Annotated in this window: 15 protein-coding genes; 6 read left to right on the plus strand and 9 right to left on the minus strand. The window is 55.0% G+C overall.

Features of this window, described 5'->3' with window-relative positions; all coding sequences use genetic code 11:
* Positions 1-143: 143 nt before the first annotated feature.
* Positions 144-2,405, plus strand: coding sequence for a 5-methyltetrahydropteroyltriglutamate--homocysteine S-methyltransferase (gene metE, locus WB371_RS20160; protein WP_336221821.1), 2,262 nt, complete (start codon positions 144-146; stop codon positions 2,403-2,405).
* Positions 2,406-2,475: 70 nt separating this feature from the next.
* Here metE and WB371_RS20165 read toward each other — a convergent pair whose 3' ends face one another.
* The 9 genes from WB371_RS20165 to WB371_RS20205 form a co-directional block, all read right to left on the minus strand.
* Positions 2,476-3,366, minus strand: coding sequence for a LysR substrate-binding domain-containing protein (locus WB371_RS20165; protein ID WP_336221822.1), 891 nt, complete (start codon positions 3,364-3,366; stop codon positions 2,476-2,478).
* A gap of 75 nt (positions 3,367-3,441) precedes the next feature.
* Positions 3,442-4,665, minus strand: a complete 1,224-nt coding sequence (locus WB371_RS20170; RefSeq protein WP_336221823.1) for a cytosine permease — start codon at positions 4,663-4,665, stop codon at positions 3,442-3,444.
* Between the two features lie 24 nt (positions 4,666-4,689).
* Positions 4,690-5,082, minus strand: a complete 393-nt coding sequence (locus WB371_RS20175) for a glutamyl-tRNA amidotransferase (protein ID WP_336221824.1) — start codon at positions 5,080-5,082, stop codon at positions 4,690-4,692.
* A gap of 14 nt (positions 5,083-5,096) precedes the next feature.
* On the minus strand, positions 5,097-6,053 hold the full coding sequence (arcC, locus tag WB371_RS20180) for a carbamate kinase (protein WP_336221848.1): 957 nt from the start codon (positions 6,051-6,053) through the stop codon (positions 5,097-5,099).
* Positions 6,053-7,471 carry a DUF1116 domain-containing protein gene (locus WB371_RS20185; protein WP_336221825.1) on the minus strand — a complete coding sequence of 473 codons (1,419 nt, stop codon included), beginning with the start codon at positions 7,469-7,471 and terminating at the stop codon, positions 6,053-6,055. The genes arcC and WB371_RS20185 overlap by 1 nt, the downstream gene beginning before the upstream one ends.
* Positions 7,468-9,027 (minus strand): acyl-CoA synthetase FdrA, encoded by a 1,560-nt coding sequence (gene fdrA / locus WB371_RS20190; protein WP_336221826.1) that lies wholly within the window; start codon positions 9,025-9,027, stop codon positions 7,468-7,470. The genes WB371_RS20185 and fdrA overlap by 4 nt, the downstream gene beginning before the upstream one ends.
* A gap of 90 nt (positions 9,028-9,117) precedes the next feature.
* The gene (locus WB371_RS20195; RefSeq protein WP_336221827.1) at positions 9,118-9,978 is read right to left on the minus strand and encodes a DUF2877 domain-containing protein; all 861 of its coding nucleotides are present in this window, start codon (positions 9,976-9,978) and stop codon (positions 9,118-9,120) included.
* 5 nt (positions 9,979-9,983) lie between these two features.
* Positions 9,984-10,652, minus strand: coding sequence for a cysteine hydrolase (locus WB371_RS20200; RefSeq protein WP_336221828.1), 669 nt, complete (start codon positions 10,650-10,652; stop codon positions 9,984-9,986).
* Positions 10,653-10,932: 280 nt separating this feature from the next.
* On the minus strand, positions 10,933-11,742 hold the full coding sequence (locus WB371_RS20205) for a dienelactone hydrolase family protein (protein ID WP_336221829.1): 810 nt from the start codon (positions 11,740-11,742) through the stop codon (positions 10,933-10,935).
* Positions 11,743-12,002: 260 nt separating this feature from the next.
* Between WB371_RS20205 and udp the strand changes: the two genes are divergently transcribed.
* From udp to ubiB, 5 genes are all read left to right on the plus strand, one after another.
* On the plus strand, positions 12,003-12,764 hold the full coding sequence (gene udp / locus WB371_RS20210; protein WP_336221830.1) for a uridine phosphorylase: 762 nt from the start codon (positions 12,003-12,005) through the stop codon (positions 12,762-12,764).
* 153 nt (positions 12,765-12,917) lie between these two features.
* On the plus strand, positions 12,918-14,345 hold the full coding sequence (gene rmuC / locus WB371_RS20215) for a DNA recombination protein RmuC (protein WP_336221831.1): 1,428 nt from the start codon (positions 12,918-12,920) through the stop codon (positions 14,343-14,345).
* 94 nt (positions 14,346-14,439) lie between these two features.
* A complete protein-coding gene (ubiE, locus tag WB371_RS20220) occupies positions 14,440-15,195 on the plus strand; it encodes a bifunctional demethylmenaquinone methyltransferase/2-methoxy-6-polyprenyl-1,4-benzoquinol methylase UbiE (RefSeq protein ID WP_206164672.1) in 756 nt (251 codons plus the stop codon).
* 13 nt (positions 15,196-15,208) lie between these two features.
* Entirely contained in the window at positions 15,209-15,814 is a 606-nt protein-coding gene (gene ubiJ / locus WB371_RS20225; RefSeq protein ID WP_336221832.1) for a ubiquinone biosynthesis protein UbiJ, read from the plus strand.
* The gene (ubiB, locus tag WB371_RS20230) at positions 15,811-17,451 is read left to right on the plus strand and encodes a ubiquinone biosynthesis regulatory protein kinase UbiB (RefSeq protein WP_336221833.1); all 1,641 of its coding nucleotides are present in this window, start codon (positions 15,811-15,813) and stop codon (positions 17,449-17,451) included. Before ubiJ ends, ubiB begins: the two co-directional genes overlap by 4 nt.
* Positions 17,452-17,470: the final 19 nt, after the last annotated feature.

Here is a 17,470-nt window from a genome sequence, read left to right on the forward strand (position 1 = left end):
CCTTCGCCTTTTAAATTTATGGTGCGTTGGCTGCGTTTACTCACCCCAGTCACTTACTTCAGTAAGCTCCTGGGGATGAGCAAATTTGCCGCCTTCCCTAAATTAAAAATCCATAGGATTTACATATAATTAGAGGAAGTAAAATGACAATACTGAATCACACCCTCGGTTTTCCTCGCGTTGGCCTGCGTCGCGAGCTGAAAAAAGCGCAAGAGAGTTACTGGGCGGGTAATACGAGCCGTGAAGAACTGCTGGCGGTGGGCCGCGAGCTGCGGGCGCGTCACTGGGAGCAGCAAAAGCAGGCGGGTATCGATCTTCTGCCGGTCGGCGATTTTGCCTGGTACGACCATGTTCTGACCACCAGCCTGCTGCTCGGTAACGTCCCGGCGCGTCATCAGAATAAAGACGGTTCCGTCGATATCGACACCCTGTTCCGTATTGGTCGCGGGCGTGCGCCGACCGGTGAACCGGCGGCAGCGGCGGAGATGACCAAATGGTTTAACACTAACTATCACTACATGGTGCCAGAGTTCGTGAAAGGCCAGCAGTTCAAACTGACCTGGACGCAACTGCTGGATGAAGTGGACGAGGCGCTGGCGCTGGGCCACAACGTGAAACCTGTCCTGTTGGGGCCGGTCACGTACCTGTGGCTGGGCAAAGTGAAAGGCGAGCAGTTCGATCGCCTTAGCCTGCTCAACGACATTCTGCCGGTTTATCAGCAGGTGCTGGGTGAACTGGCAAAACGCGGCATCGAGTGGGTGCAGATCGACGAACCCGCCCTGGTGCTGGAACTGCCGCAGGCGTGGTTAAACGCTTTCAAACCTGCCTGTGAGGCGCTTTCCGGACAGGTAAAACTGCTGCTGACCACCTACTTTGAAGGCGTGACGCCTAACCTTGAGACTATCGCCGCGCTGCCCGTGCAGGGGCTGCATGTGGATCTGGTCCACGGTAAAGACGACGTGGCGGAGCTACATAAACGCCTGCCGTCTGACTGGCTGCTGTCCGCCGGTCTGGTCAATGGACGCAATGTCTGGCGTGCCGATCTGAGCGAGAAATACGCGCAAATTAAAGATATCGCAGGGCAGCGTAATCTGTGGGTCGGCTCGTCCTGCTCGCTGCTGCACAGCCCCATCGATCTCAGCGTCGAAACCCGTCTGGACGCGGAAGTGAAGAGCTGGTTTGCCTTTGCTCTGCAAAAATGCGCGGAACTGACCTTGTTGCGCGATGCGCTGAACAGTGGCGACACCACGGCGATCGCCGAATGGAGCGCGCCAATTCAGGCGCGTCGTCACTCAACCCGTGTACACAATGCGGCTGTCGAAAAACGTCTGGCGGCCATTACCGCACAGGACAGTCAGCGTGCTAACCCATATGTGGTGCGTGCTGAAGCCCAACGCGCCCGCTTCAACCTGCCCGCCTGGCCGACCACGACGATTGGCTCGTTCCCGCAGACCACTGAAATCCGCAGCCTGCGTCTGGATTTCAAAAAAGGCCAGCTTGATGCCAACAACTACCGCACTGGCATCGCGGAGCATATTAAGCAGGCGATTGTTGAGCAGGAACGTCTGGGGCTGGACGTGCTGGTGCACGGTGAAGCCGAGCGTAACGACATGGTGGAATATTTCGGCGAACATCTGGACGGTTTCGTGTTCACCCAGAATGGATGGGTGCAAAGCTACGGCTCCCGCTGCGTGAAGCCGCCCGTGGTTATAGGCGACGTCAGCCGTCCACACCCGATTACCGTTGAATGGGCGAAGTATGCGCAGTCGCTGACTGATAAGCCGGTGAAAGGCATGTTGACCGGCCCGGTGACCATTCTCTGCTGGTCTTTCCCGCGCGAAGATGTGAGCCGCGAAACCATCGCCAAACAGATCGCGCTGGCGCTGCGTGACGAGGTGGCGGATCTGGAAGCGGCAGGCATTGGCATCATTCAGATAGACGAACCGGCGCTGCGCGAAGGTCTGCCTTTACGCCGGAGCGACTGGGCCGCTTATCTGGAGTGGGGTGTGGAAGCCTTCCGTATCAACGCGGCGGTAGCGAAAGATGAGACCCAAATCCACACTCACATGTGTTACTGCGAGTTTAACGACATTATGGATTCTATCGCCGCGCTGGATGCCGATGTGATCACCATTGAAACCTCGCGTTCAGACATGGAACTGCTGGAGTCGTTCGAAGAGTTCGATTATCCGAACGAAATCGGACCGGGCGTGTATGACATTCACTCGCCGAACGTCCCGAGCGTGGAGTGGATTGAAGCGTTGCTGCAAAAAGCGGCGCAGCGTATCCCGGCTGAACGCCTGTGGGTGAACCCGGACTGTGGTCTGAAAACCCGTGGCTGGCCGGAAACGCGCAGTGCGCTGGCAAACATGGTGAAAGCCGCGCAGAATCTGCGTCAGGTGTAATCGGTACCTGATAGATATGCCGGGTCAGGCGATATCGCCGCCCGGCCGTTTTCCCACTCGCAACGCTGACCTATAGCGTGCCGTTCAGTTTGAGCAAATAATCCATACACCACTGAGCGGCTTTTCCCATGCTATCTGAGCGAGCGGCCAGAAACAATTTTGTGGCGTGTTTGTGCTCCTGCATCGGTTTTTTAAGCAGTTTTCCGCTGTTCAGTAACGGTAGCGCCAGATGATGCGGGATATAGCCAATTCCCACGTTCTGTTCAATCAGCGCAATTGCGGTAGGAAAATCAGGGACAAACAGCGGTTTTTGCCCTTCCAGCAGCCATGCCTGTAATGGCGGGAAGTTGACGGAGGTGTCACGGATACACACCGCCGGATACTGCCGAAGCTCACTGTTTTCCAGCGGATGACGCTTCGCGGCGAGCGGATGCTGCGGGCTAACCACAAAATCCCATTCCATCTCACCTGCCGGTTCACTGATGATCCCTTCGGTGCTGGGTACGGCATGGGGGGCACCGTAAACCAGATCGGCCCGCTTGCTGTACAGCGCATCCCAGCAGCCGTTGTAGACCTCAAGGTTTATTGTCAGGGTCGTCGACGCAAACTGGTGTTCGAAATCGCGGATAAAATCCACCAGCAAAGCCCCCGGAATAATATTATTTACCGCGATAGTCAGTTCGCGCTCAATGCCGTCGTGGATCAGCACCGTATTGCGCTTTAGCGCTTCCATATCACCCAGTATCGTTTTGCTGTGCTCAATGAAATAGCGCCCCGCCGGCGTAATTTCGATATACCGGCCTTTGCGAATAAAGAGGGCAACGCCCAGACTTTCTTCTGCTTTTTTAATGGTATAGCTAATGGCAGAAGGCACCTTATTCAGTTGCTCAGCGGCGACGGAGATGCTCTGGTGTTTCGCGACCAGATGAATGACACGAAGGGTTTCGTCGGAGATGAACATAGCGCTTCCCGGTTAGCAAAAGTGGGCTGGATCAGGGGATCCAGCCGTTATGTGTATGCCAATTATATCCGGGAATTAATGGCGCTGGCGTAGACGACTTAACAGCGCATACGCGACGCAGGCCACAACAATAGAATCTACCGACGGGATTGTGGTGAGGGTGAACAATCCGTTTACCGTCATAAAGCCGACGACGGCGCCGAAGATCCAGGCAACAAACGTCAGCGCTTTGACGGGCGGTTCCTGCGTCAGAACCGTCTCCTGATACCCCTCACGGCGATAGAGGAAAAAGTCCGCGATATAAATTCCGGCGACTGGCGGTGTGGCAATACCAAGAAAGAGAAGGAAGGGGATAAACCACGCCATGATGTCCAGGCTGCCGACAATGGCGGACAAAACGCCCAGCGCGACGGTGATTTGCCATTTCGGGAAACGGGTCAGCAGCGTCGATACCACCAGCGTTCCCTGGAACATGTTTCCGGCGTTGCCAGTGACGCATGCGAAAATTAGCAGCAGCGCGGCAGGCAGTACGGCACCGAAAACGGCCATTGCCCCCAGCAACGATCCCTGACCACTGATCGCACTCGGCGTAGCGCCCGCCCAGTAGAGCAGCGGATAGGCAACCAGGAACGTGACGCCAGCGGCGATCAGCGCATGTTTGCGGTTATGCACGAAGCTGCCGAAGTCGGGGAGCGTGGCGACCAGCACAATAATGGTGCCAACCACCGTAGAAACGGCAACGCCCGTATTCATGCTGGCTACAGCCGCAGGTGCGGCGATCTCGCTGTGGGTGGCGGTGTAGAGGATGTAGCACAACACCAGCGCGATAACCGGCACGGCGATCTGCGCCACTTTCCCCAGCACCGCAAAACCAAACGCTGTGGAGGCGACAAAAATAACGCAGCCCGCAGCGACCAGTAACGGAAGGGGAAGCGTGAGCCCGTGTTGGGCCAGCAGATCATGCACCGAGTGACCAAACATGTTAGCGGTGACGGCAATCCAGCCAAACAGACTGATCGCCATCAGAATGTTAATGGCGATGGCGCCTTTTTCCCCAAACGCATATTTCACAATCCCGTAAGTGGGCAGGCGCGCTTTTTCGCCCACGCTGATAGTGATAGCGGCCAGCAGGGTCAGAATAAACCCGCCCAGTAACACGACGCTGATTAAACTGCTGCTGGAGAGTTGATTGCCCAGACTGGAGGATGACAGCAGAACCGGTGTCACCGCAATACCCAGCAAAATCATGGCAATATGCAGTCCAGATGCGGTATTGAGACTCTCTTCTGTTTTACGCATAGGTGTTCCCTCTGATAATGCGCGTTACACAGTATGGAAATGTCCGGTGTATTTGCGCCAGCTTCCCAGTTCAGTAATTTCCCGTTGGCCTTCTGTCAGCCAGCTTTCCGCCAGTACGCCAAGCACGTCGCTGCCATCGGCAAGTTTGACCTTACCGATCGCCAATCCGGCGGGTTCGCTCATCAGCAGTTCCGCAAAGCTTGCCAGCGGCAGTTCCCAGATTTCCAGTTCGACGTGTGTTCCGCCTTCTGTCACTCGGATCATGCCCGGATGGCGGTCGTTGATGCTCCACAAACGGTAGTGGTTGTCGGTACGATCTTCGCGGACGAAAACACCGCCCGCTTTTTGCATATTGGGGTTCAGCTCCAGGCCGCGCATCAGAGTACCGTTTACCGCCAGTAAAGTGGTTGTTGTCATTTATCTCTCCTGAATTAAGGGGTTATCCATGTGCCGCTCTGATGCTCCAGCGCAGCTTTAATGCTTTGCGGGCGGGTAATAAGGCCGTGAGCCTGTTTGCCCTGTTGCTGGCTGGCAGTGACAAAATCGAGGATGGCTTCGACTTTGGGTTGCATACTGCCCACGCCGAAATGCCCTGCCTGCATAAACGTCCGTGCTTCGGCGACGCTGATAGCATCAAGCCATTGCTGCTGCGGCGTACCAAAGTGGATCGCGACTTTTTCCACGCCGGTGGGTATCACTAGCAGATCGGCGTTTAACTGACTGGCAAGCAGCGCGGAGGCGAGATCTTTATCCACCACGGCTTCCACGCCGGTAAGCTGCTCTCCATCTCGGACGACGGGGATCCCGCCGCCGCCGCAGGCGATGACGATATAACCCTGGTGTACCAGATGGGCGATAGTGTCGTGTTCAATAATTTCCAGCGGCGCGGGAGACGGAACGGTTCGCCGCCAGCCGCGCCCGGCATCTTCCATTAGCGTCCAGCCAAGTTGTTGCTGCCGCGCTTGCGCGGTGGCCTCATCCAGAAACGCACCGATGGGTTTGCTGGGGTTGGCGAAAGCGTCATCGTCCCGGCTGACCCGCGTCTGGGTTACGATCGTCACCACGGGCTTGTGAATACCACGGCAAGCCAGCTCGTTATGCAGCGCCTTCTGGAACATGTAGCCAATCGCGCCCTGCGTATCTCCAACGGCGTAATCCAGTGGCACCGGGGAGACTTCCGCGCTCGCTAATTCGGACCGACGCAGGATAAAACCCACCTGCGGGCCGTTGCCGTGGGTTAACACCAGGTTCCATCCGCTTTCAACCATGTCGACAATATGCTTTACGCTTTCCATTACGGCAGCGTATTGATCGGGAATGCTGTTACGCCGATCGTCCAGGATCAGTGCATTGCCGCCCACGGCAACCACCGCTAAAGGTTTGCTCATCATTTCTCTCCTTCGGCGACAGCCTGCGCCAGCACGGTGATAGCCTCGACAAAACAGGGCATGGGCGCCGTGGTGATCCCGGCACCAATCTGGCCGATACCCGCCTGTTTATGGGCAATGCCGGTATTGATGACCGGTAAGATGCCGCGATCGGCGACTTTGCGCGCGTCGATACCGGCTGCGGTTGGGGCAAAATTCAGCGCTGGCAGGGTAAATGCCGGGTTGCTGCCCAGGGTGATCGCCTGCATACGGCGGCTGTTATTGGTGGCATCGGCCGGGGTGCCTCCCACAAATTTCACGATTGCCGGGGAAGACGCCATCGCGAATCCCCCGACACCCGCGGTTTCCGTAATGGCGCTGTCGCCCAGATCGGCGGCGGCGTCATCCACGCCATAACCGGGAAAAAACAGACCCTCGACAGCATTAGCGGGCGCCTGGAACCAGCGGTCGCCGGTACCGGAAAGACGAATACCGAAATTCACGCCGTTACGGGCCATGACCGTGACCATTGAACTGAAAGGGACGTTGGCGGCGGCATCCATCATTGCCTTACAGGCCGCCATCGACAGGTTCAGGAAGAAGTGGTCATTTCCGGTGATAAAATCCACCGTCCGCTGTACGTTTTCCAGGGGCAACTGACAGGCCAGCAGAGCAGGCAGCAGGCGTTTGATCAGCAATCCTGTGGCCGCCGCATTACGGTTATGAACCTCATCGCCCATATGCAGCGCCTGCGCCATCAGCGGTTTTAACTCCAGCTCACCGAGTTTGCGCACTGCGGCCTTCAGTGCCGGGGCCAGTTCATCGCGCATCCAGTTCAGGCGGGTGAGCACCTCTTCGTTATTGGCGCCGAAACGGAGTACTTTCCCCAGCCCTTCATTGAAATTACTGAAGGTACGCTGACCGTTGGTTTTATTTTCAATCACCCATACCGGCATGGACGGACTGATAATCCCCGCCATCGGCCCAACCGCGTGGTAATGGTGGCAAGGCTCCAGTGCGACGTTGCCTGACAGTATCAGACTCTCTGCGTCTTCATGGCAGGTTGCCCACCCTTCGAACAGGAGCGCGCCGACAATCGCGCCTTTTACCGGACCGCACATGTTTTCCCAGGCAATAGGGGGACCGGCGTGGAGAATCAACTTGCGGGCCGCCATCGCCGGAATGGCTTCATGGGCGGACATCACGTCTACCAGCACAGGCTGGGCGTTCAGGTATCGCTCCATAGCGATATGATTAGCGTGTTCCACGAGCGGGTGGCGCAACAACGCAGCCAGATCCAGACCCGCATTCATATTTCCCAGCGCCGGGGGTTGCCAGTTAAGGGGGATCACCTCGCCGCCAGACTTCTGAATATTACTGGCGAAGCTTTGCAGCCCCACGTTTACGACCTTCAATGGCTGCTCAAATAAGGTGCTCATGCGTTTACTCCCTTTTTCTCAACCTGAATCTGTGCGACCACGCTGGCCCAGCGTGCCGCCTGAGCATTGCAATCCGCGATGATGACGCCAGCGTTGCGTAACGCCATAACCTGCTGGCTGCGTTGCTGGGGATCGGCTTCTGTGCCGCAAACATGGGCAATCAACACCGGCGCGTTGGCCCTGTCGGTATGCGCGAGAAGTTCCAGCAGTTCTGCGGCGGGGGCTTCCGATGCGCCATATCCCAGAACCAAATCGAACAGGACAACTGCCGTTTGCGGATCGTTAAGTTCCGCCAGCAGCCTCTGGTTACGTAATGTCGGGTCAATCATCGGGTGTGGTTTGCCACGGGTGAAATCATCATCCCCCATGTCGATTAACGTATGGCCGTGGCTTTGCCAGATATTTTCCAGCGCCTGATTGCCTGCGACAGGCGTATTAGAGGACGCGGTAAATCCGTGCTGCTGGCAGATAAGCTGGGCTTCATAACAGAAGGTTCCCCCGGCAAATACGCCGCGAATGGCCTGGCGCTGAGCCGCAAGCGGCTGGCATGCCTGTTGTAACCGCACAAGTTCCTGCGCAGAAAGCTGTGCTTCTTTTTCTGTAATTGATTGTCCGTTCAGTAGCGCCACGGCAGCATCGGCAGCGCCCGCGAGCGTTGTGGCGGCGGTAACGTTCGGGCGAGTCACCTGGGCAGGATCTGCGCCGAGGAAATTCACGACCACAGGCTTACCGGCGTTTTGTGCGCGTTCGAGGATGCGTTGCGCGACTGCAGGTGATGGCGGCTTCGAAATCAAAACGATGACGTGGGTGGCGTCATCCTGCGCCAGCGCGTTCAGAGCAAACAGCATGGAGATCCCGCCGATGTCGGCACTGAGATCGTGCCCGCCGGTTCCGAGAGCCTGAGAGATCCCGGCTCCCAGCGTATCAATACGGCAGGTCACCTCCTGTAAACCGGTACCGGATGCGCCCACCACGCCGATTGCCCCGCGTTTCACCACATTGGCGAAGCCTAACGGAATGCCGTTGATAATTGCCGTGCCGCAATCCGGCCCCATCACCATAAGGTTGCGTTCGTGGGCGAGGGTTTTGATCGCTTTTTCCTGTCCGAGGCTGACGTTGTCGCTGAACAACATGACGTTCATCCCGAGATTGAGGGCTTTGAATGCTTCGGCTGCGGCATAGTCACCGGGCACGGAAATCAGCGCCAGATTGGCGTCCGGGTCTTTCTCCAGCGCCATCTCAATACTCACCAAATCGGGCGCTTTCACGCCATCGCTGTTTCCTTCTTCTGGTTTACTGGTGAGTCGTTCTTGTGCCAGGGCAAGCGCCTCTGTGCAGATGTCATCTTCACCCATTACCGCAATTACCAGGTCGTTTGGTCCGGCATTGACGCCATCGCCAAGCCCGGCATCCTGGAGTTGTTCAAGATTGTTAGGCGTTCCCATCACCACGGAAGCCTGCTGAATGCCCGGTAGCGCGCTGATTTGCGCGGAAATCTGCATCAGCGAGACGGAGTCCTGATAGAGGTTGCTGAAAACTTTATGCTTTACTTTCATTGCGTTATGTCCGTTTTTGATCACCCAATGATGAAATTTGGGTACAGCGAATCCACGACGCGGCAAGCGCGGCGAGAAAAATTCAGTGATTCAGGAACGTGTGTTTAGTGTCCTCATGCCGTGCAGAATGCCGGCGAGGCAGTCGACCCCTGACGTCGCGCCAAACTGCATGACCTGGTCTGCACAGGCGGCGATCGTGTTCCTTGCCGCACGGGCGTTAAGTTGCTCAAGCAGATGGCATATCGGTTGTGAGAAATGCCCTTCCAGCGCGCGGTTCAGGTAGTGCCTGCTAATATCCGTTGTGCAGGGCAGCCGACACTGAATGGCCTGTTGCAATCTGCGATGGTGCGCAGCAAGGTCAGCAGGAAGCAGCCAGGGCCAGAGCGCGGCCAGATAACCCAACAGATAGTCATCGCCATCGGGCGTTAGTCCTTTACCGTAGCCAATCAGTTGGGACACCTGCTGTTCGAGTTGCTCCGGTGATTCCTGTACGCGTAGCCCGTGCTGCAAAGGGCTGCCTGACCATTGCAACGCGCTTTCAACGTGATGTTCGAGATAAAACAGCCGCAGTTGAGAGGCGAGGGTCTGAATAGCGCCTGGGTCCCACGCCGCCGCTTTTACATCCCGGCTTCCTCCATGAAGCCGGGGTTGCCATACCGTTGCAGAGGTCAACACCACACAAAAACGAGGCGCGTGTAAAACACCGTTGGTCAGGTGAACCGATGCCGAGACGGCGATCTTCTCTCGCCAGTCCCAGTTTTCCGGCAGCGCTACGCGTGCGGCATCGGCAAGGTTCTGGTACGTCTTTGCACATAAAAGCGTGAGGCAAATTCCGCTTTCTGAGCACAGGTTAAGCGCGTGCTGAAACACACTATGAACCCGTAATACCTGCGTTTTTGTCGTTGCAAACAGGTAGCCAATCGACTGTGCTGAGAGCGTAACCGGAACCATCGGCGTTAGCCTTTCAGTCCTGCGATAATGGCGTTAGCGTCACTGACCCAGCCAAAAATCGCACCCTGCGCTTTGATCATTTCCAGCGCATATTTCTGGAATTCCGGGAAGTAAGATCCCACGCAATCCTCAGGAATGATGCACTCATAGCCGCGGTCATTGGCTTCACGTACCGTGGTGTTAACGCAGACTTCCGTCGTGACACCGCAGACAATCAACGTCTTAATGCCGTGGTTTTGCAAAATCAGATGCAGATCGGTTTGGTAGAACGCACCTTTTCCGGGCTTATCGATAACCGGTTCACCAGCAATCGGATAGAGTTCAGGGATGATGTCGTGGCCCGCTTCGCCGCGAACCAGGATGCGTCCCATCGGACCGGCTTCGCCAATGAATGTTTTACCGCCGCGAGTGAGTTTTGCCGGCGGACAGTCGCTGAGATCGGCACGGTGCCCTTCACGGGTATGAATGACCATCAGCCCTTTGTTACGCGCCGCCGTCAGCACCCTTTTGCAAGGTTCTATTGCGCTACGGACGAGGGACACATCATTGCCCAGGGCTTCACCAAATCCACCGGCTTCAACAAAATCTCGTTGCATATCGATCATCACCAACGCCGTTGTCTGGGGATCAAAAGGCAGAGCAAAGGGTTGAGCCTGGAAAGTCTGTTGCGTCATGATCAATCTCCTGTTTACAAAATAAGCGTTCCGTTTGTCTGTCATTGAGTATTCAGGAGAATGGCGGCGTAAAACAGAAAAATAGTTTGGTGCTCAGAGACGAAAATTTTGCATACGAAAGCGCGGCGGGTGATGAATGTGAAGGAGGTCAACATGTGACCTTTAGCTACAAAAAAATTGATGCTGGGTGGTGATGTGAACAAATAAATTGTCGCAAGAATGTGATGTAACACACTTAATTCAGGGAAGGTTAACCCTGGTCTGAGCCAGGGTTAAAACGTTACTTCCGGTTGCCGTTCTGCGCAAACCAGTCAAGCATCCTGTTCCAGCCATCTTTGGCGGATTCTGCGTGATAGCTCGGACGATAATCGGCATTGAAGGCATGGCCGGCATCGGGGTAGACCACAATCTCTGCTTTGGCATTCGCGGCACGCAGCGCCTGACGCATCGTTTCAACGCTCTCCTGCGAAATGCTGTTATCCTGACCGCCATAAAGACCCAGCACCGGGGCATTCAGGTCAGTCGCCACATCGACGGGCTGTTTTGGCGAATTCAGCGACTTATCACCCGTTAATTTCCCATACCATGCCACGGCCGCTTTAAGCTGCGGGTTATGTGCCGCATACAGCCAGGTTATCCGACCGCCCCAGCAAAAGCCGGTGATCATCAGGCGATGGACGTCACCGCCGTTGCGGGAAGCCCAACTGGCGACGTGATCAAGGTCGGCAAGTACCTGCGAGTCGGGCACTTTTGCCACCAGACTTGTCAATAAAGTGGGAATATCGGCGAAATCATTCGGATCGCCCTCACGGAAATAGAGTTCTGGCGCGATTGCCAGATACCCTTCCAGCGCCAGACGGCGACAGACGTCTCGGATATGTTCATGTACGCCGAAGATTTCCTGCACGACAATGACTACGGGCAGTGAGCCCTCACTCTGTTTTGGTCGGGCGTGATACGCCGGCATGTCGTCTCCCTGGGAGGGGATCGAGGTGATGCCTGCGACAATGGCGTCGTCCGGGGTATGAACCGTGGTAGAGGCAAGAGGGGATGCAGCAGGTGCAAAACCCGTTTGTTGTGTTGATGTCATGGTATTCTCCGTACCCTTAGAAAAATAGCGCACTGTTAACTATAGTCAGCCTTTAACAATTCACACTGCCTCAAACGGTTCGCTTTTTGTGCAAAGAAAGATGAAATCGGGTTGTTAATGTGATTTATATCACTAGTTATAAGTAAATTAATGCAAATGATTTATCTCATGGTGATGAGTGTCACGAAATTATGTTGAGTCCTTCGGTAAAGTGTCTTTTTGCTTCTTCTGACCAAAACCGAATCACAGAGGAGTTTTCTATGTCCAAGTCTGATGTTTTTCATCTCGGCCTCACTAAAAACGATTTACAAGGGGCTACGCTTGCCATCGTCCCTGGCGATCCGGAGCGTGTGGAGAAGATCGCCGCGCTGATGGATAAGCCGGTAAAGCTGGCATCTCATCGTGAGTTTACGACCTGGCGTGCAGAACTGGATGGCAAAGCGATCATCGTCTGTTCGACCGGTATTGGTGGCCCATCTACCTCGATCGCAGTGGAAGAACTGGCTCAATTGGGGATTCGTACCTTCCTGCGCATTGGGACTACCGGAGCGATTCAGCCGCACATCAATGTGGGCGACGTACTGGTAACCACCGCCTCCGTTCGTCTGGATGGCGCGAGCCTGCATTTTGCGCCGATGGAATACCCGGCAGTGGCTGACTTTGAATGTACTACCGCGCTGGTTGAAGCCGCGAAGTCCATCGGTGCCACCACCCACGTTGGCGTGACCGCCTCTTCTGACACCTTCTATCCGGGTCAGGAACGTTACGATACCTTCTCCGGTCGCGTGGTGCGTCGCTTCAAAGGCTCGATGGAAGAGTGGCAGTCAATGGGCGTCATGAACTACGAAATGGAATCCGCCACGCTGCTCACCATGTGCGCAAGTCAGGGGCTGCGTGCAGGGATGGTCGCTGGTGTCATCGTCAACCGTACCCAGCAAGAGATCCCGAATGCTGAGACGATGAAGCAGACCGAAAGCCATGCGGTGAAAATCGTGGTGGAAGCCGCGCGTCGCCTGATCTAATCCTCTTCTCTGTCTGTAAAAGGCCGACGCGTTCGGCCTTTTTCGTTCATGCGTTTATTTTGCGTAGCGCCTCGCAGGAAATCTCTTTGAAACTGGACGTTTATACAGCACAATTCTATTTTGTGCGGGTGATGTATGGCGTCAGGAGGCATTTTGGATATCTCAATCATCATTTATGCGGTTATCGCGCTGGTGGGTATTGCGCTTGGCTGGTTGATTGCCAGCTATCAACATGCGCATCAGAAAGCCGAGCAATTCGCTGAACGTGAAGAGATGGTGGCGGCGTTAAGTGCTGCAAAGCAGCAGCTTGCCCAAAGTGACCACTGGCGCGACGAGTGCGAGTTGCTCAATAACGAATTACGCAGTCTGCGCAGCATTAATTCTTCGCTGGAGGCGGATCTGCGGGAAGTCACCACGCGAATGGAAGCGACACAGCAACATGCGGAAGAAAAAATCCGCCAGATGATAAACAGCGAGCAGCGGCTGAGCGAGCAGTTTGAGAATCTGGCAAACCGTATCTTCGAGCAAAGCAACCGTCGGGTGGATGAGCAAAACCGACAGAGCCTGAACAGCCTGTTGACGCCGCTGCGTGAGCAACTGGACGGGTTTCGCCGTCAGGTGCAGGACAGCTTTGGTCAGGAAGCGCGTGAGCGCCACACCCTGGCGCATGAAATTCGCAATCTGCAACAGCTCAACGCGCAAATGGCCCAGGAAGCGGTCAATCTGACTCGCGCACTGAAAGGCGACAACAAAACCCAGGGCAACTGGGGTGAAGTGGTGCTTACCCGCGTGCTGGAGGCGTCCGGCCTGCGCGAAGGATATGAGTACGAAACGCAGGTCAGCATTGAAAACGACATTCGTTCACGCATGCAACCGGATGTCATTGTGCGCCTGCCTCAGGGCAAAGACGTGGTGATCGACGCCAAAATGACGCTGGTGGCCTACGAACGCTATTTCAATGCGGAGGATGACTATACCCGTGAAAGCGCGCTTCAGGAGCATATCGCCTCGGTGCGCAATCATATTCGTCTGCTGGGGCGTAAGGACTATCAGCAGCTTCCGGGGCTACGCACGCTGGATTACGTGCTGATGTTTATCCCCGTGGAACCTGCATTTTTGTTGGCGCTCGACCGACAGCCCGAACTGATAACCGAAGCGCTGAGAAATAATATTATGCTGGTCAGCCCAACGACGCTGCTGGTGGCACTGCGTACTATTGCAAATCTGTGGCGCTATGAGCATCAAAGCCGTAACGCGCAACAGATTGCCGATCGCGCCAGTAAGCTCTATGACAAGATGCGTCTCTTTGTCGATGATATGTCCTCCATTGGGCAGAGTCTGGACAAAGCGCAGGACAACTATCGTCAGGCGATGAAGAAGCTCACTTCCGGTCGCGGCAATGTGCTGGCGCAGGCAGAGGCGTTTCGTGGCTTAGGGGTGGAAATTAAGCGTGAGATAAACCCTGACCTGGCGGAACAGGCCACAACGCAGGATGAAGAGTATCGGTTGCGATCGGTACCCGAAGAGCGGGAAGATAGCGCTTATTCGGACGACAACGGAATCAAGCAACAATCGAATTAGTCCGTTCGGGGTAGCCTGGACGGGCGGAAGGGTAGGGCAATGCGCCCCAATCTGTTACACTTCTCGAACAATTTTTTGATGAGCAGGCACTGAGATGGTGGATAATTCACAAGAAACGACGCACTTTGGTTTTCAGACTGTCGCTAAAGAGCAGAAAGCGGACATGGTGGCCCACGTTTTTCATTCTGTGGCATCAAAATATGATGTCATGAATGATTTGATGTCTTTTGGCATTCATCGTTTGTGGAAACGCTTCACTATCGACTGTAGCGGCGTGCGCCGTGGTCAGACTGTACTGGATTTAGCGGGGGGAACAGGTGACCTGACGGCTAAATTCTCTCGCCTGGTCGGGGAAACCGGCAAGGTGATTCTGGCTGATATTAACGACTCGATGCTCAAAATGGGCCGCGAGAAACTGCGCAATATCGGTGTGATCGGCAATGTGGAATACGTTCAGGCCAATGCTGAAGCGCTGCCTTTCCCGGACAATACCTTTGACTGCATTACCATTTCTTTCGGTCTGCGTAATGTTACGGACAAAGATAAAGCGCTGCGCTCCATGTTCCGCGTACTGAAACCGGGTGGTCGTTTGCTGGTGCTGGAATTTTCGAAGCCGATTATCGAACCGCTGAGCAAAGCCTACGATGCCTACTCTTTCCATATCCTGCCACGCATTGGTTCTATGGTCGCGAATGATGCAGACAGCTATCGCTATCTCGCGGAATCCATCCGCATGCACCCCGATCAGGACACATTGAAAGCGATGATGCAGGACGCCGGGTTCGAAAGCGTTGACTACTACAACCTGACGGCGGGTGTGGTTGCGCTGCATCGTGGCTATAAGTTCTGACAGGAGATCGGGGATGCCTTTTAAACCCTTAGTGACGGCAGGAATGGAAAGTCTGCTCAATACATTTCTGTATCGTTCGCCGGCGCTGAAAACAGCGCGAGCACGTTTGCTGGGCAAGGTGCTGCGCGTGGAGCTAAAAGGCTTTTCGACATCATTAATCCTGGTATTTAGCGAGCGTCAGGTTGACGTTCTGGGTGAGTGGGCTGGCGAGGCCGACTGCACCGTCATTACTCTTGCCAGCGTATTGCCCAAATTACGCGACCGCCAGCAACTGGCCGCGCTGATTCGCAGTGGCGAGCTGGAAGTGCAGGGCGATATTCAGGTTGTGCAGAATTTCGTTGCGCTGGCCGATCTCGCAGAGTTCGATCCCGCGGAGCTGCTTGCGCCTTATACCGGTGATATTGCGGCGGAAGGGATCGGCAAAGCGCTGCGCGGTGGAGCCAAATTTCTCCGTCATGGACTCCAGCGCCAGCAACGCTATGTTGCTGAGGCCATTACGGAAGAGTGGCGAATGGCACCGGGACCGCTTGAGGTCGCCTGGTTTGCGGAAGAAACGGCAGCGGTGGAACGCGCTGTCGATGCATTGACCTTGCGGCTGGAAAAACTGGAGGCTAAATGACGCCTGGTGAAGTACGGCGCCTTTATTTCATCATTCGCACCTTTCTAAGTTACGGACTTGATGAGCTCATCCCCAAAATGCGGATCACGCTGCCGCTGCGGTTATGGCGGTATTGCTTGTTCTGGATGCCAAACCGGCACAAAGAGAAATTACTGGGGGAGCGTCTGAGACTGGCTCTGCAAGAGTTAGGGCCGGTGTGGATCAAGTTCGGCCAAATGCTCTCCACTCGCCGCGATCTCTTCCCGCCTCATATTGCCGACCAGCTTGCACTGCTCCAGGACAAAGTCGCCCCTTTTGATGGCAGGCTGGCGAAAGCACAAATTGAAGAGGCGATGGGCGGACTGCCGGTTGAAGCCTGGTTTGATGATTTTGAAATTGTACCGCTGGCGTCAGCGTCGATTGCCCAGGTGCATACGGCAAGACTGAAATCAAACGGCAAGGAAGTCGTTATCAAGGTTATTCGCCCGGATATTCTGCCGGTCATCAAAGCGGACCTGAAATTGATTTACCGCCTTGCCCGCTGGGTGCCGCGCTTATTGCCGGATGGTCGTCGTCTGCGACCGACGGAAGTCGTGCGTGAGTATGAAAAAACGCTGATTGATGAGCTGAATTTGCTGCGCGAATCGGCTAACGCCATCCAGCTACGCCGCAACTTTGAAGACAGCCCGATGCTCTACATCCCTGAAGTCTATTCTGACTATTGCAGTGAGAATATGATGGTGATGGAGCGTATTTACGGTATTCCGGTTTCTGATGTGGTCACCCTGGAAAAAAACGGCACCAACATGAAGCTGTTGGCAGAGCGTGGTGTTCAGGTTTTCTTCACACAGGTTTTTCGCGACAGTTTTTTCCATGCGGATATGCACCCCGGGAACATCTTTGTCAGTTATGAACATCCCGAAAACCCGAAGTATATTGGCATTGATTGCGGTATTGTCGGCTCCTTAAATAAGGAGGATAAGCGCTATCTGGCTGAGAACTTTATTGCGTTCTTTAATCGGGATTATCGTAAGGTCGCGGAATTGCACGTTGACTCTGGCTGGGTGCCCCCGGATACCAATGTTGAAGAGTTTGAATTCGCGATTCGTACGGTGTGCGAACCTATCTTTGAGAAACCGCTGGCGGAAATCTCATTCGGTCACGTTTTATTAAACCTTTTCAATACAGCGCGTCGATTTAACATGGAAGTGCAACCCCAACTGGTATTGTTGCAGAAGACATTGCTGTATGTTGAGGGCGTGGGGCGTCAACTCTATCCGCAGTTGGATCTCTGGAAAACGGCGAAGCCTTTTCTGGAATCGTGGATCAAAGAACAGGTCGGAATTCCGGCGCTGGTCAGGGCATTTAAGGAAAAAGCGCCGTTCTGGGTCGAAAAAATGCCAGAACTCCCTGAACTGGTGTACGACAGTTTGCGCCAGGGCAAATATTTACAGCACAGTGTTGATAAGATTGCGCGCGAGCTTCAGGAGAATCATGTGCGTCAGGGCCAATCCCGCTACTTATTGGGAATTGGCGCAACGTTACTGTTGAGTGGGACATTCCTGCTAATCAATCGCCCTGAATGGGGCTATATGCCTGGCTGGTTAATGGCGGGCGGTCTGGTTGCCTGGATTGTCGGCTGGCGCAAAACACGCTGATTTTCTCATCGCTCAAGGT

It is taken from the genome of Citrobacter amalonaticus, from assembly GCF_037053465.1.
GTDB classification, from domain to species: Bacteria; Pseudomonadota; Gammaproteobacteria; order Enterobacterales; family Enterobacteriaceae; genus Citrobacter_A; species Citrobacter_A amalonaticus_H.

Bases quoted from the DNA above. Each gene is read 5' to 3' on its own strand.
- metE (WP_336221821.1), top strand. From the start codon at position 144: ATGACAATACTGAATCACACCCTCGGTTTTCCTCGCGTTGGCCTGCGT.
- WB371_RS20165 (WP_336221822.1), bottom strand. From the start codon at position 3,366: ATGTTCATCTCCGACGAAACCCTTCGTGTCATTCATCTGGTCGCGAAA.
- WB371_RS20170 (WP_336221823.1), bottom strand. From the start codon at position 4,665: ATGCGTAAAACAGAAGAGAGTCTCAATACCGCATCTGGACTGCATATT.
- WB371_RS20175 (WP_336221824.1), bottom strand. From the start codon at position 5,082: ATGACAACAACCACTTTACTGGCGGTAAACGGTACTCTGATGCGCGGC.
- arcC (WP_336221848.1), bottom strand. From the start codon at position 6,053: ATGAGCAAACCTTTAGCGGTGGTTGCCGTGGGCGGCAATGCACTGATC.
- WB371_RS20185 (WP_336221825.1), bottom strand. From the start codon at position 7,471: ATGAGCACCTTATTTGAGCAGCCATTGAAGGTCGTAAACGTGGGGCTG.
- fdrA (WP_336221826.1), bottom strand. From the start codon at position 9,027: ATGAAAGTAAAGCATAAAGTTTTCAGCAACCTCTATCAGGACTCCGTC.
- WB371_RS20195 (WP_336221827.1), bottom strand. From the start codon at position 9,978: ATGGTTCCGGTTACGCTCTCAGCACAGTCGATTGGCTACCTGTTTGCA.
- WB371_RS20200 (WP_336221828.1), bottom strand. From the start codon at position 10,652: ATGACGCAACAGACTTTCCAGGCTCAACCCTTTGCTCTGCCTTTTGAT.
- WB371_RS20205 (WP_336221829.1), bottom strand. From the start codon at position 11,742: ATGACATCAACACAACAAACGGGTTTTGCACCTGCTGCATCCCCTCTT.
- udp (WP_336221830.1), top strand. From the start codon at position 12,003: ATGTCCAAGTCTGATGTTTTTCATCTCGGCCTCACTAAAAACGATTTA.
- ubiE (WP_206164672.1), top strand. From the start codon at position 14,440: ATGGTGGATAATTCACAAGAAACGACGCACTTTGGTTTTCAGACTGTC.
- ubiJ (WP_336221832.1), top strand. From the start codon at position 15,209: ATGCCTTTTAAACCCTTAGTGACGGCAGGAATGGAAAGTCTGCTCAAT.
- ubiB (WP_336221833.1), top strand. From the start codon at position 15,811: ATGACGCCTGGTGAAGTACGGCGCCTTTATTTCATCATTCGCACCTTT.